The organism is Streptomyces albipurpureus, assembly GCF_023701525.1.
In the GTDB taxonomy this organism is placed as follows: domain Bacteria; phylum Actinomycetota; class Actinomycetes; order Streptomycetales; family Streptomycetaceae; genus Streptomyces; species Streptomyces albipurpureus.
The window spans coordinates 180,780-195,188 of sequence record NZ_JAMQAW010000036.1; the positions used below are offsets into that span (position 1 = coordinate 180,780).

The window sequence follows — 14,409 nt, forward strand, 5'->3', positions numbered from 1 at the left end:
GGCATCCTTTCGTCATGGTCAACCAACAACGACACGGGTGCGCCGCGCTAGCTTCGACCTCGTGCTCATCCCCGTGACCAGCCTCCCGCGAGCGAGCCTCGCGCGTGTCCTGGAGGAAGTCGGTACCACCCTGCTCGACGTGGTCTGCGGCGACGTCGAACGCGCCGACGACATCGGCGGCATCGTCATCCACGACCCGCTCGACGAGCCGGAACTCCCGAAGAACGCCCTGGTGATGGGCGTCGGCCTGTACGAAAGCGCCGACATCGCGCGGGTCGTCACCCACCTCGGCCGGCACGGCGCCGCCGCGCTGGTGGTGCGCGCGCCCGTCGAACCCGACGAACGGCTCGTCGCCGCGGCCCGTGCCTCGGGCGTGGCGGTCCTCTCCTTCGCCCGCGGCGCGTCCTGGACACATCTGGCGGGGATGCTCCGGACGCTGACGGCCGAGAGTAACCGGTATGACACGGACTCCCCCGCGCCCGGCCGGGTCGGGTCCGGCGACCTCTTCGCGGTCGCCAACGCCATCGCCGCGCTCCTCGACGCTCCCGTCACCATCGAGGACCGCAACTCACGTCTGCTGGCCTTCTCCAGCCGGCAGGAGGAGGTGGACCCGTCGCGGGTCCAGACGATCCTGGGCCGGCAGGTTCCCGAGCACTACACCCGCATCCTGGAAGAACGCGGGGTGTTCCAGGCCATCTACCGCAGCGACCGGCCCGTCTTCGTGGACTCCCTGCCCGAGTCGGACGACTCGTTGCAACCGCCCGAACTGCCCCGCGCGGCGATCGCGGTACGCGCCGGGGACGAGATCCTCGGCACGATCTGGGTGGTTGTGCCCGAGGCCCTGAGCGCGGAACGCAGCGAAGCCCTCTACGAGGCCTCCAAGCTCGTCGCGATGCACATGGTCTGGCAGCGCGCCGACGCCGACATGGAACGCCGGCTGCGGGCGGAGCTGCTGGGCACCGCCCTCGAAAGCGGCCCGGGATCGCCCGAAGCGGTTCGCCGCCTCGGCCTGAAGGACGAGCCCGCGGTCGTCCTCGCGCTCACCGTCGTCGACGCGGCGACCGAACACCGCCTGCCCGCCCGGCTCGCCACCGAACGCAAACGGCTCACCGACGCGTTCGCCATGCACCTGTCCGCCGTGCACCCGCGGGCCACCGCGGCGCTGATCGGCGACGTCGCCTACGGCATCCTGCCCCTCCTCCCGCAGAACCGGCAGGACGCCGAGGAACGCGCGGCCTGGATCGCCACCGAGTTCCTGGCCCGCGTCGGCTCCCGCCTCCGCCCGCTGATCGGGGTGGGGCAGCTGGCCGCGGACTCCTCGGCGCTGGCCCGGTCGCGTTCCGGAGCCGAACGGGCGTTGCGCGTCCTGCGGTCCAAAACCGCCGGACAGCAGGTGGCCCGCCTCGACGACATCCATGTCGAGGCGCTCCTGCTCGAACTCGCCGACCTCGTCCCGCGCGGGGACATCCCCAGCGGCGCCGTCGCCCGCATCGTCGCCTACGACGAGACGCACCAGGCCAGCCTGGTCGAGACACTGCGCAGCTGGCTCGACGCCTTCGGTGATGTCGCCGTGGCGTCCGCCGCGATGTTCGTGCACCCCAACACGTTCCGCTACCGGCTGCGGCGCGCGGCGGAGGTCGGCCGGATCGACCTCAACGACCCGAACGCGCGCCTGTCGGCGATGTTGCAGCTACGTCTGATGTCCCTCAGGTCCGCCCCGGACGGCTGAGCGAGCCAGGCAACGGCCCGGCCCACCCGCCCGCTCATCTCACACCGCCCACCGATCTCAGTGGACCCCCTCACTCCCCAGACCGAGTGTGCCGATCAGAAACGCCAACCACTCGGCGTCCTGTGCGACCGCCACCTCGGGCGCGGTCGCCGCACCATGACCGGCGTTGTCGAAAACGTGCAGCAGGATCGGCGCCGCGCCCTGCTGGGCCGCCTGCAACCGGGCGGCGAACTTGCGCGCCTGCCACGGTGGGCACCGCGGATCGGTCGCCCCCGCCTGGAGGTAGACCGCGGGGAAGACCCCGGGCCTGACCAACTCGTACGGCGACAGCCGAAGGAGTCGCCGTATCTGTGCGGGATCGTCCGGGTCAGCCCACGCCTTGCGGATGACGAAGTCCAGATAGGGATCGCGGGTACCCCCGATGAGGTCGAGGAGCGGCGCCCGCGGCAGCACCGCACGCCACAGCTCGGGCCGTGTGGTGAGGGCCACCCCGCACATGAGACCGCCGTCGGACCCACCGGTCAGAGCGAGCCGGTCGGAGCTGGTGAGCCCTGTGGCGACCAGGTGCTCGGCGACCGCGATGAGGTCGCTGTCGCGCACCTGCTTGCGTTCGCGGTGCGCGGCCAGGTACCAGTCCCGGCCGAACTCGCCGCCCCCGCGCAGATACGCCTGGACGAGTACGCCACCGGCCGCGACAAAGGCGGCCAGGTCGGGCTGGTACTGGGGCAGCAGGGGCACGTTCGCCGCACCGTACGCGGAGATCAGCGTGGGCGCCGGTCGCGCCGGGTCGCTGCCCGCCGGCCGCACCACGTGGTACGGGACCGCCACCCCGTCGGCCGCGACGGCCCGGCCCACCGTCACCTCGGCGTCGAGGGTGAGCTCGGGGGCCAAGAGCGTCTCGATCCCCGAATCCCCCGGCCGGTGCCGGTAGACGCCCCAGGAACTGGTCAGGGTGGAGAAGGCGAAGACGAAGTCGTCCGTGGGAGCGCCGACCGCCAGGCCGGTCAACGCGAAGAACGGAGCGGCGAGCGCGCCCCGGCCGGGCAGCGGAACCTCCCCGGTGGTGGCGCCCGAACGGTCGAGGATCCGGACCCTGGCGAACGTCTGGTCGAACTCGCTGAGGTACAGGTGTTCACCGACCGGGGAGAGGGATCGCAGCACCGTCTCACCCTCCGGCACCAACTCGGTCCACCCCGCGGGGTCATTGGGGTCCCCCGCATCGAGCGGGAGGGCGACCACCCGCCCGCGGGGGGCACCGACATCGGTCACCGCGATATAGCGGTCGCCGACGATATGTCCGGCGATCGTTCCGACGCACTCGGTGACGAAGGGGCGCCAGGTCGCGCCGGGCCGGGACAGGTCGCGCACCGCGACCGGGACGGGGCTGCCCACCCGGTGGCTCGCGACGGCCCACCGGCCGTCCGGCGAGAGTTGGACCAGGGTGTACTCCCGGGAGCCCGCGCCGACCGGAATCGATTCCACCACCGTGCTGGCCGCACCGTCCCCGTTCGGCGGCGGTGTGGCGAGCCGGTGGCGGAACACCGCCTGCCGGAACTCCCGTGGTGAGCCGGTGAGCGCGAGGAAGTAGAAGCCGCTGCTGTCGGGCAGCCAGGAGACGCCACCGGCCCACGCGCTGTGCAGGACCTGCGACGGGGCGCCGTCGAGCACCCGCCCCGATTCCACCTCGATGAGCCGGATGGTGTTGTGCTCACTGCCGTCGGCGCAGACGCCCAGGGCAAGGACGCGGCCGTTCGGCGCGGGCATCAGCCAGGACAGGAACGCCGGGTTCTGCTCGCTGCCGAACGCGGCCAGGTCGACCACGGACCGTCCCGCGCCGAACGGCCGGTCGGCGACGACCACCGTGGGCGCCGCCCCACCCGGCTCGGTCACGGCGCGGAACCAGCGGCCGGCCGCGTACTTCGGCAGGTCTGGACGGGACCCGCGGTCATACGTCTCGACCAGCTTCCGAACGGCCGCCGGATCCTGCCCGTCGTAGCTGACGGCGGTGGCGAGCCCGGCCTGCTGGCGCTGCCACCGCCGTACCTCGTCGGTCTCCGACTCCAGCCACCGGTACGGGTCGGGCACCCGGACGCCCGCGACGTCCGCGACGACCTCGACGGTACGGGCGGGCGGGTACGCGGGCGAAAACGGGGGTGGGACAACGTTCACGGTGACTCCGACTCCTCAGTGGCCTCAGGACCGCCGAGGTCCCCAGAACGCGCGGACTGCTCTGCCTCTGCCTCTGCCTCTGAATCCGGGCCCGCGTCCGAATCTGCTGCTGCGGCTGCTTCCGTGCCTGTGTTTGTGCCTGCTTCCGTGCCTGTGTTCGTGCCTGCGTCTACTTCCGCTGCTGCCTCGGGGGCCGACCTCGCGGCCGCATCGAACTCCGCGCGGAGCCGCTCGAACGCCCCGGGGACCCGAGTGACCCGCCGGACGTGGATGAGCGCGTCGTAGGCCGCGGGGAAGTCGTCGACGGGGTCGAGTCCACCGCTGGCGAGCGTGCCCTCGACCCCGTCGAGGAACCCGCCCGGCGCGCGGCGCGGATCGACCACGGCCACCCGCGGACCGAGGCGGTCCAGCCGCGACTCGACGGACTCCGGCGTCAGGGTCCGCGCGCCGAGGGTGACCTCGCAGTCGAACGGGCGCGGGGAACGCTGGGTGAACCGGATCTCCGGACCGGACCCGTAGGTCATCCCGATGACGACCAGGTCGGCGCCCAACGCGGAGTCCAGCAGACCGCCCAGGGTCGGCCGGCCATGAAACGGCGAACGGCGAACGTGCGCGTTGTGGGCGCTCACCATGACGCGCCGCTCCCGCTGGAGTACCCACTCCACGCTCCGCGCCATAAACGCCTCCCGCGGGTACGGTCGCCCCGTCGGGAACGTCGAACCGGCCCCTTCGACCTCCGCGACGAAGGCCCCGAGCGAAGCCGCGCACCAGAGCGCGACCTCGGCATCCTCGCTGTGCTCCCTGTCCACGCCGTCCTTGTGGCTGAACCGGAGCGCGCGCTCCTGAAGCCCCTGGAGCCCTTCGAGCAGTCGGGCCCTGTCGGACGCGGACATCGCCGCGTACCGGAGTGCCGCATGCGAACGGCCGCCCAGGTCGCTCAGCCGCAGCAACTCCTCGTCACCCGGGCGGGCCGGTAGCCGCTCCAGGCAGGCGCGGACCGCCGGCCCGGGTGAGGTGGACGAACCGGGGAGGTCCATCCCGTAGAAGCCGACCTTCGCGAAATCCCCGGTGTTCCGGTGGCGCATCCAGCGCAGTTGCCGCCGCGTCGGCTCGGACTCGCCGAACCGGTAGGTGATGCCGTCACGGGCGATCGTCTCGATGCGTCCCGGTCCGCCGTGGATCCACTCGTTGACGGCGAGGCCCTCGGGGAAGCCGGACTCCAGCACCAGGCCCGTGAACCCGAACTCCTGGACGAGGAGCCGGAAGAGCTGGTCCCTGAGCCCGTAGAACTCCGTGATGTTGTGGGCGCCCTCACCGAGGGCCACCACCCGTGCGTCGCCGATCAGCTCACGCAGCGCCCCGATCTCGGCTGGGCCCGCGCTCTGGCCGAGCGGCCAGGCGAACGCGTCCGATGACGAGTCCGCAGACGTGTCCATAGCGGCTGCCTCCTCCCAGGATGGTGATGGAACGCTGAGGGCCTTCCGCTCGGACCGGGCCGGGTTGGACCCGGCCCGGTCCGAAGAAGGTTCCTAGTCGCGGAAGTACCACTGCTCCGGCGTGTACAGGAAGCTGAGCAGCGAATTGAACGACGCCGGTGGACCGGAGAGGGTGTTCTTCCACACGACCAGGGTGTGCGGGGTCGGGAAGAAGAGCACCGGCAGGTCCTTGGAGAGGCTGGTCACCTCGGCGGAGAGGACCTTGGAGTCCGCTCCGAAGGTCGAGCCGTTGATCAGCTTGTCCACCTCGGCGTTCTGGTAGCCGCCCAGGTTGAAGCTGCCGCCCTTGTTGAACACCGTGTTGCTGCTCGGGTACCCGGCCGCGAGGTACAGCGGCCCGTAGTCCTGGGTCGCCCACTTGTCCTTGTTGGCGGGCGCGAAGCTGTTGCCGTAGTTGGTGTACAGGTAGTTGAGCGACTTGGACACGATGGTGACCTTGACGCCGAGCTTCTTGGCCGCCGACGCGAAGGCGATGTCCCGGGCCCCGACGAACGCCGGGGTGTTGGCGGAGGCGAGGGGGAAGTCGATCGTCTGCCCCTTCGGGATGCCGGCCCCGCACTGGCCCGCCCCGGTACCGGGGCGTTCGCAGGTGGTGGCGCCGTCCGGCACCACCTTCCAGCCGTTGTCGGTGAGCAGCTTCTTCGCGGCGGCCGGATCGTACGGGTAGGGCGCCTTGTCGCCGAACTCGGGCGGGTAGGGCGAGCCGTTGCCCGCGGTGCTGTAGTTCGGGGAGGCGGCACCGTTGTAGACTCCCCGGCTCTTGATGTAGCCCTGCTGGTCGATCAGGTGTTGCAGGGCCTGCCGGACGTACGGCCGCGCGATGATCTTGTCGAAGTTGCCGGTGGTGTTCTCGAAGTTGAGGACCAGCGGGTCGAACCGGGCGGGCGCCGGGGCGCCGTAGACGTGGTAGCCCTGCTTCTTCAGCGCGTCGATCTGTGTGATGAAGCTGGAGTCCAGTGTTCCGACGGTCAGATTGCCGGCCTTGAACTGGTTGAGCACCGCCGCGGCCGAGGTGAAGGACTTGAAGTCGACCTGGTCGAGCCGCGAGTCCCCCGGACCGTTGTAGGACTTGTTGGGGACCAGGGAGAACGATCCGGTCGTCGGGTCGAAGCTCTTGAGGCGGTACGGGCCGTTGACCACCTGCCAGAGCGGGTTGCTGGCGAACGTGGACTGGGACTCCGACTGCTTGGTGAGGTACTTGTAGATCGCCTTCGCGTTCTCCGGCTTGGCGTAGTCCAGACGCGGCCCCCCGGTGCTGGCGATGCTCCACTCCTCGGATGGCATCACGTACAGCAGTGTCAGCATCGACAGCAGGTAGGACGGGTTGTACGCGGTCTCCAGTTGGAGGGTGAGCGTGTCTGCCGCGGGGGCCTTCGCGGTGACCCCGTCGGGGAACTGGCCCGGGGTGTAGAAGCTCCAGTTGGCCGGGCTCTCCTTGAGCGAGGCCTTGAGCAGGGCCAGGGAGAACACGACGTCATGGGCGGTGACCGGTCGGCCGTTGGACCACGTGAAGTCCTTCATCCTGATGGTCGCGGTCTTGCGGTCGGCGCTGTAGGCGGGGGCCTCGGCCAGGCTGAGCTTGGTGTCCGCGATCTGGTTGCCCTCACCGCTGGGGCGGTAGAGGGAGCGCCACATCTGCCCCCGGGCGATGACGGTCCCGTTGGCGGACGCCGGCGGGTAGGGGTAGATGTAGTTGGGGCTGAGTCCCGGGGTCAGCGCGACCGTGGCCGTCCCGCCGTCCTTGGGCTTCCCCGACTCCTTCGGCAGGGTCTTGTAGCTTCCCTGAACGTCCTTGGCCGAGCTGCTGCCGCCGCCGCTGCACGCCGTGGCGAGCACGGCGATCACGCCGGCGAGCGCCGCCAACCGGCGTCCTCGCGGCTTACCGGACACATGCGTCATGGATGGCTCCCTGCGGGGTGTGGTGGAGAGGTGCGAAGAAGTGGGGGTGGCGGCGGAACAGCGGCGGCGCGGGCGAGGGGGCCGGGACCGCTTCGGCGTGGGTCGAAGATGTCGCACCGGTGTTCATCGGTGTTCGGCGAGCGCGACAATTCCCGGCCCCCCTGTCCGTCGGGGCCGACAGGCCCGGCCCGCCCACTCAGTCGGCCCGTCGCCCGACGGCGTCCCGGAGCGCGTCCGCGAGCAGGTTGAGCGCCAGCACCGTGAGGATGATGCAGCCGCCGACGGGATAGATCAGCCACCAGTGGTCGGCGGAGATGAAGGTGGCGCCGCTGGCCAGCTGACTGCCCCAGTCAGCGGTCGGATACGTCAGCCCGAAGCCCAGGAACCCCAGGGCGGCGACGACGAGGACGGCGTCGGCGACCTGGAAGGTGATGTTGACGATGATCACGCCGAGCGCGTTCGGGATCAGATGGGTGAGGATGAGCCGCCGACGCGACGCCCCCATCACCCGTGCGGCCAGGACGAACTCCCGCACGCGCAGGGTCAGGACCTCGCCGCGGACCAGCCGGGCGGAGATCAGCCAGGAGAACCCGCCGATGACCAGGCTCAACGACACGGCGTTCGCATGGAACTTCGCCGACAGGATCAGGACGAAGAAGAGGAAGGGCACCGACAGCAGGATGTCCACCACCCGCATCAGGAACCCGTCGAGGACGCCTCCGGCGAGCCCCGCGACGGCGCCGTAGACGGTACCGATCGCGGTGGCGAAGAGTGCGGCGAGCAGCCCGATCTGCAAGGACACCTTGCCGCCCTCCATCAGCCGACCGAGCACGTCGAACCCGTTGGGGTCGGTCCCGAGGGGGTGCCCGGGGCCGGGCGGCAGCGTCGCGTTGAGCAGGTCCACATCGGTCTGGTTGGTGCGGTACAGCAGAGGGCCGATGAAGCAGAACCCGACGACGAGTAGCAGGAGCAGCCCTCCGGCGAGGCCTACCGGGTGGTGGCGCAGCGTACGCAGCACCGACCGCGGGGAGAATCGTTTCTGCGTTTCTCTGGCCCCGGCGGATTCGGTGGGTTCGGTGGGTTCGGTGGGTTCGGTCTCGGAACGTGCCATGACATCCGTCTCGGTGGCCTCCGTGGTGTCCACGTGTGGTGAGGTCATTTCTCCAACTCGATTCGGCGGTCGGCGGCGGCTACCGCGATGTCGGCGATGAAGTTGCCGATCACGGTCAGAACACCACCCATGAGGGTGTAGGCGAGGAGCACCGGATAGTCCTCGCGGTGCAGGCTGTTGAGGAACAGCAGGCCCAGGCCGGGGTAGTTGAAGAGCGACTCGACGATCAGGTTGCCCGCCAGGATGGTGGGGATGAGCGTGCCGACCAGAGTGATCAGTGGCAGGCAGGCGTTGCGCAGCAGGTGGCGGGTGAGGATGAGCCGTTCCGGGAGCCCCTTGGCTCGCGCGACCCGGATGTAGTCCTGGCCGAGTTGGTCCAGCGCGGAGGAGCGTTGGTACTGGGAGAAGACCGCGACGCTGGTGATGGCGAGCGTGATGACGGGGAGGGCCATGGCACGGGGATCGGTGAAGACCACCCAGGGGGAGCGCGACTGGGACGCCTCGGCTGGGAAGAACTCCAGGGACTGGCTGAACACGGCGATCAGGACCAGGCCCAGCAGGAACGACGGTGTCGCGTAGAGCACGTAGGAGGCCGCTGTGGCGCCCCGGTCGATGAGGCTGTTGCGCCTGACCGCCTGGAGGATGCCGAGCGGGACGGCGATCAGCAGCGCGAGGACCAGACCGGCCAGCGACAGCATCGCGCTGCGGCCGACGTTCTGCCGCAACAGCTCCCCCACGTTCTCGTTCAGCTTGTAGGACCGCCCCAGGTCTCCTTGGGCGAGCTGGCCCAGATAGCTGAAGTACTGCATGACGACCGGGCGGTCGAACCCGCGTTCCCGGTTGAAGTCGGCCACCGCCTCGGGTGAGGCGCGCTGCCCCAGGACGACGCGGCCCGGGTTCTCCGACACCAGGTGCAGGAGGAAGAAGACCGCCGCGGATATCCCCAGCAGGACGAGGAAGGAGATCGCCATCCGTCGGACCACGTACCAGGTCATGCGTGCTCATCCCCTCTACAAGAAAACCGTGAGGCCCGTGAGGCCCATGAGGCCCGTGAGACCTGGGGAAGCTGCGAGAAGCGCGTCATCGTGTCGTCAGCTCCACGGGCTGTCCCGCCTGCGACCGCAACGGGTGGTGGCAGGCGACCTGGTGCGAACCGGTGACCGTCGTCAGCGGTGGCTCGGCCGACGCGCACACCTCGGTGGCCAGCGCGCAGCGGGTGCGGAACCGGCAGCCGCTGGGCGGATCGATGGGGCTCGGCAGTTCGCCGCGCACCCGCACGCCAGCGCGGGGCGACGGCGCCCCTGGGTCCGCCTCGGGGACCGCCGCGAGCAGCCCCGCGGTGTAGGGGTGCGCGGTGGCGCCGTACACCTCGTCGGTGGTGCCGGTCTCCACCAACTTGCCCAGGTACATGACCCCGACCCGATCGGCCAGATAGCGCACGACCGCGAGGTCGTGGGAGATCACGACACTGCTCAGATCGCGTTCGCGTTGGATGCGTCGCATCAGGTTGAGGACCTGGGAGCGGACGGAGACGTCCAGCGCGCTGACCGGTTCATCGGCGACCAGCACCCTGGGGTCCAGCGCGAGCGCACGGGCCAGCCCCACCCGCTGGCGCTGTCCCCCGGAGAGTTCGTGGGGGTAGCGCTCCAGGACGCTCAGGGGCAACCCCACGTCCCCCAGCAGCTCACGGGCCCTGACCGTGCGCTCGGCGCGGCTGCCGATGCCCTGGATCGCCAGCGGCTCGCGCAGGATCGCACCGATGCGCATCCGGGGGTCGAGGGAGGCGTTCGAGTCCTGGAACATCATCTGTAGCTGGGCCCGGCGCGGACCGAGTTCACGGGAGCTCATCCGGGTCACCGAGGCACCGTCGAAGATCACCTCACCCGAGTCGGGCCGGTCCAGGGCCACGAGCATCCGGCCCAAGGAGGACTTTCCGCACCCCGACTCCCCGACCAGACCGAACGTCTCGCCCGCCGCCACCTCGAAGCTCACCCCGGAGACCGCCTTGACCGTGCGGCGCTCCCCGAAGAGGCCGCGCCCGCCCACCGGGTACTCGCGTCTGAGATCGACGACCCTTAGGCGTGACGCGGTCTCCCGCTCGGGGTGGACCACGGGTGAGACAGTCACCGGCGTGACGGTTACCGACGTGACGGGCGCTGATGCGACGGGCGCGGGTGTCAGGTGCGGCGATACGACGGTCACGGGTTTCAAGGTCGCCGATATGCCGGTTTCCGGTGTCACCGCTTCCGGTGTCACGGTTTCCGGCAGGTGCTGGGCCCGGACCGCTGGGCCGGAGACCGGGTGCCAACAGGCGTGGGTGTGACCGCCCTCCCCCACCGACAGCGTCGGCCGCTCCTCGCGACACCGGTCCGTCGCGGCCGCGCAGCGCGGTGCGAAGGGACAGCCGGCGTGGAGCACGGCCAGGTCCGGCGGTGCTCCGGGGACGCTGAAGAGCTTCTCGCGCCGGTCATGGGTGAGCGAGGGGATCGAGGACAGCAGCGCGTGTGTGTAGCGGTGTTGGGTGTGGCTGAAGAGCGCGGGGGTCGGCCCGGTCTCGGCCACCCGCCCGGCGTACATCACGCCCACCCGGTCGGCGTGCCGGGCGATCACCCCCATGTCGTGGGTGACGAGGATCATCGACATGCCGAGCCGGGACCTGAGGTCGTCGAGGAGATCGAGGATCTCCGCCTGGATGGAGACATCGAGCGCGGTGGTCGGCTCGTCGGCTATGACTATCCGCGGTTCGCACACCAGAGCCGTGGCGATCATCACCCGCTGCCGCATGCCTCCCGAGAGCTGGTGCGGGTAGTCGTCCATCCGCTCGGCGGGCCTCGGTATCCCGACCAGGTCGAGCAACTCAGCTGCGCGGGCGCGGGCGGCCCGTTTCGATGCGCCGTGGTGCAGTCGCACCGGCTCGGCGACCTGTTCGCCGATGCGCCGGGTGGGGTTCAGCGCTGTCATCGAGTCCTGGAACACCATCGCGATGTCATTGCCGCGGATGGCCCGGTACCGCTCCGCGGGGAGCCCGACGAGTTCCGTGCCGCCGAAGTCGATCGACCCGTCGGTCACCCGGCCACCGGCCGGCAGCATGCCCATGATCGCGAGACCGGTCATGGACTTGCCGGAGCCGGTCTCCCCGACGATTCCCAGGGTCTCCCCGCGGTCAAGCGCCAGGTTGACGCCCGAGACGGGGTGGACGACACGATCGCCGCGTCGGATCTCGACCGACAGATCGCGGATCGTCAGCACGCGGCTGTCGTCCGCGGGCCCAAGCGCGTTCTCAGTACCCTCGCTCGTGCGCACGGTAGCGCTCTCCATATCCTTGGCCACCCGACGATATTGGGACACAATCCCCAGGTGCCGTTCGTCGGGTTCATCGAACATTCGGGTTGGTTTTTGTCCGGTCGTACGAAGGGGTCCCCGCGATGAGCCGACAGGGAAGCAAGTGGAATCGATGAGTCCGGAAAAGTCCACCCCTGCCCCACCCGCTCCCCGCCCCGCCAGATCCGGCGCTCAGCCAGCGGACGCGGGCCGGCCGAGTTGCTCTCGCAGCAGCCGCCGTGCGTTCTCCCCCAGGACCGCGACGATGTCGCCGGCGGGCCAACCACGCCGTTGCAGCGCCTCGGTGACCAGCGGCAGCCCGGCCGGACCCGTGAGGCCGGGCAGATAGGCGTCGGCCGGCACCCCCTCGACGAAGGCGCGCTCACAGCACGGGGGCGTGGTGTCGGCGAGCACCTCCTTGATGAAGTCGGGACCCAGCCCGACGTGCTCGACCCCGGCCACACCCGCGACATGCTCCAAGTGGTCGACCAAGCGGTCGATCGAGTAGTCGCTTTCGTGCAGGTAGGGGGCGAAGAAGTTCACGCACACCACCCCGCCCCCCGCGGCGACGCCTCGGATCTGCTCGTCGCTGAGATTGCGGTGGTGGTCGAAGAGCGCCCGCGCGCTGGAGTGCGTCGCGACCACCGGCCGTGATGCCGACTCCAGGACGTGCTCGACCCCGGCCGCACCGAGATGGCTGATGTCGAAGAGCATGCCGAGGCGCTCCATCTCGGCCAGCGCCGCGACCCCGGCACGGGTGAGCCGACCGCCCGTCCCGTCCTCCCCGCTGCCATCGGCGAAGGCGGTACGTCCGAAATGTGCCAGGGACGCGATCCTGACCCCCAATCGGAACAGGGTCTCCAGCAACTCCACGTCCTCACCCGCACCGGGCGCGCTCTCCAACGCCAGAACCAGGGCGATCCGCCCCTGGGCCAGGGCCTGGTCGATCTGGGCGCCGTCCTCGCAGAGCGCGACGGCATCGGCGTTGCCGGCCGCGAGCCGGTGTGCCGCCTCGATCATGCGCAGCGTCCGGCGCAGCGCGCCCTCGGGCCGGAACGAATCCTCGATGAACACCGGCAGCGCCTGAATGTCCACCCCGCCGGCCCGCAACTGCGGCAGCCAGCGCTCCCGGAAGAAGTCCGCCCAGTGGTCCACGGGCCGGGCGACCACCGCGCACAGCAGGTCGTTGTGCAGGTCGGCGACGACGGCGCGCCGGTGCAGCTCGTTCATCACACCGCCCGCCGCTCGGCCCGGCCGGTGTGCAGGTACCGCGCGCGCCCCTGCCCGTCGTCACCGAGGAATGCGAGCGGCGCGTGGACACCGCGTTCCGGCTCGACCGGGAGCAAGGTGTCACCGCGCCAGGCGACCAGTTCCGTGCGGTACGGCGCCTCGTCCAGGTCGGCGATGACTCCCAGGGGAGTGCGCTCCAACCACAGCCGCCCCGCCGTGTCCCGGCTCACCGTGGTCGCGGCGGTGCTCGATGCGTAGGTGCCGACGTACCGGGCGCACTGCGCCGCCTCCGGCGCGGGAGCGTCCGCACCCGGCATCGGCGGCGCGGGCAGGGCGACGTCTGCGAGTTCACCGAGCACCCGGCCCATGACCTCGGCATACACCCGCCGCGACAGCCCGCCGTTGGTGACGATCGCGACCGCCGCACCGCGCTCCGGCACCACCCGCAGGAACGCCGACTGCCCGATGGTGTTCCCGTCGTGCCCGAAGACCGTGCCACCCGGCAGGTCGAAGAGTTCCCAGCCCAAACCCCAGGCGGCGCCCTGATCGATGTCGGGCTGGGCGATCTGCGGCCGCTGCATGGCCCGGACACTCGCCGGGCTCAGCACGGCAGCGCCGTCCGGGCCCAGGCCCCCGGCGAGGTGCATCCGGGTGAAGGCCAGCAGGTCGCGGGGGCGCATCGCCAGCATCGACCCGGCCGGCGCGTTCGATCGCGCCATCGCCCAGACCCGGGTCGGCTCCACCGGGGCTCCCGGCGTCCGCTCGGTATGGCCCACCGCCGCGCGGTGGACGATCGCCTCGTACGGGTCGCTCGCGGTGTGGGTCATACCCAGTGGCGCGAACAGTCGTGCCCGAGCGCAGACGTCGAACGGCTCCCCGCGCAGCACCTCGACGATCCGCCCCAGCACGCAGTAGCCGGCGTTGTTGTACGAGAACATCCCGCCCGGTTCGAAGAGCTGCGGCACATCGCGCAGGACGTGCTGGTATCGCTCCAGACAGTCGTCGCCCTTGCCGGTGTCGGTGAAGATGTCCCCCTCGAAGCCCGCGGCGTGACAGAGCAGGTGCCGTGTGGTGATCCGCCGCGCCGCCTGCTCGTCGGCGATCCGGAACTCCGGGAGGACCGCCCGCACCGGAGCGTCGAGGTCCAGCCTGCCCTCGTCGACCAGCTGCATGACCAGCGTCGCGGTCACCACCTTGGTGATCGAACCGATCTGGAAGAGGGAGTCCACCGTGGCCCCGACACCCGTGGCCGTGCTCAGCACGCCGGCCGCGGCTTCGACGACCTCGTCACCGGCACACACCGCCACCGCCGCCCCGGGCACCCCGCTCTCGACGATGAGGTCCGGCAATCGGTGGCGCAACCACGCGCCGACCCTGTCCAGCCCATCCAGTTTGTCCAGCCCATCCGGCTTCGGCACGGCATCCCTCCCCGCTCGACTCCGGATGAGCATAGA

9 protein-coding genes are annotated in these 14,409 nt (G+C 70.5%); 1 reads left to right on the forward strand and 8 read right to left on the reverse strand.

Going from position 1 to position 14,409, the window contains the following annotated elements:
- Positions 1-61 precede the first annotated feature (61 nt).
- The gene (locus tag NBG84_RS27890; protein WP_250922378.1) at positions 62-1,729 is read left to right on the forward strand and encodes a PucR family transcriptional regulator; all 1,668 of its coding nucleotides are present in this window, start codon (positions 62-64) and stop codon (positions 1,727-1,729) included.
- Between the two features lie 57 nt (positions 1,730-1,786).
- Here NBG84_RS27890 and NBG84_RS41215 read toward each other — a convergent pair whose 3' ends face one another.
- From NBG84_RS41215 to NBG84_RS27930, 8 genes are all read right to left on the reverse strand, one after another.
- Positions 1,787-3,898 (reverse strand): prolyl oligopeptidase family serine peptidase, encoded by a 2,112-nt coding sequence (locus NBG84_RS41215; protein ID WP_250922379.1) that lies wholly within the window; start codon positions 3,896-3,898, stop codon positions 1,787-1,789.
- Positions 3,895-5,334 (reverse strand): erythromycin esterase family protein, encoded by a 1,440-nt coding sequence (locus NBG84_RS27900; RefSeq protein ID WP_250922380.1) that lies wholly within the window; start codon positions 5,332-5,334, stop codon positions 3,895-3,897. Before NBG84_RS27900 ends, NBG84_RS41215 begins: the two co-directional genes overlap by 4 nt.
- 93 nt (positions 5,335-5,427) lie before the next feature.
- Positions 5,428-7,293: an ABC transporter substrate-binding protein gene (locus tag NBG84_RS27905; protein WP_250922381.1), complete on the reverse strand. Its 1,866-nt coding sequence runs from the start codon at positions 7,291-7,293 to the stop codon at positions 5,428-5,430.
- A 196-nt stretch (positions 7,294-7,489) separates the two neighbouring features.
- On the reverse strand, positions 7,490-8,452 hold the full coding sequence (locus tag NBG84_RS27910) for an ABC transporter permease (protein ID WP_250922382.1): 963 nt from the start codon (positions 8,450-8,452) through the stop codon (positions 7,490-7,492).
- Positions 8,449-9,399, reverse strand: a complete 951-nt coding sequence (locus tag NBG84_RS27915) for an ABC transporter permease (protein WP_250922383.1) — start codon at positions 9,397-9,399, stop codon at positions 8,449-8,451. The genes NBG84_RS27910 and NBG84_RS27915 overlap by 4 nt, the downstream gene beginning before the upstream one ends.
- A gap of 85 nt (positions 9,400-9,484) precedes the next feature.
- Positions 9,485-11,707, reverse strand: a complete 2,223-nt coding sequence (locus NBG84_RS27920) for a dipeptide ABC transporter ATP-binding protein (RefSeq protein ID WP_250922384.1) — start codon at positions 11,705-11,707, stop codon at positions 9,485-9,487.
- A 210-nt stretch (positions 11,708-11,917) separates the two neighbouring features.
- Positions 11,918-12,955: a dipeptidase gene (locus tag NBG84_RS27925; RefSeq protein ID WP_285367824.1), complete on the reverse strand. Its 1,038-nt coding sequence runs from the start codon at positions 12,953-12,955 to the stop codon at positions 11,918-11,920.
- Positions 12,955-14,373 carry a serine hydrolase domain-containing protein gene (locus NBG84_RS27930; protein WP_250922386.1) on the reverse strand — a complete coding sequence of 473 codons (1,419 nt, stop codon included), beginning with the start codon at positions 14,371-14,373 and terminating at the stop codon, positions 12,955-12,957. Before NBG84_RS27930 ends, NBG84_RS27925 begins: the two co-directional genes overlap by 1 nt.
- Positions 14,374-14,409 lie beyond the last annotated feature (36 nt).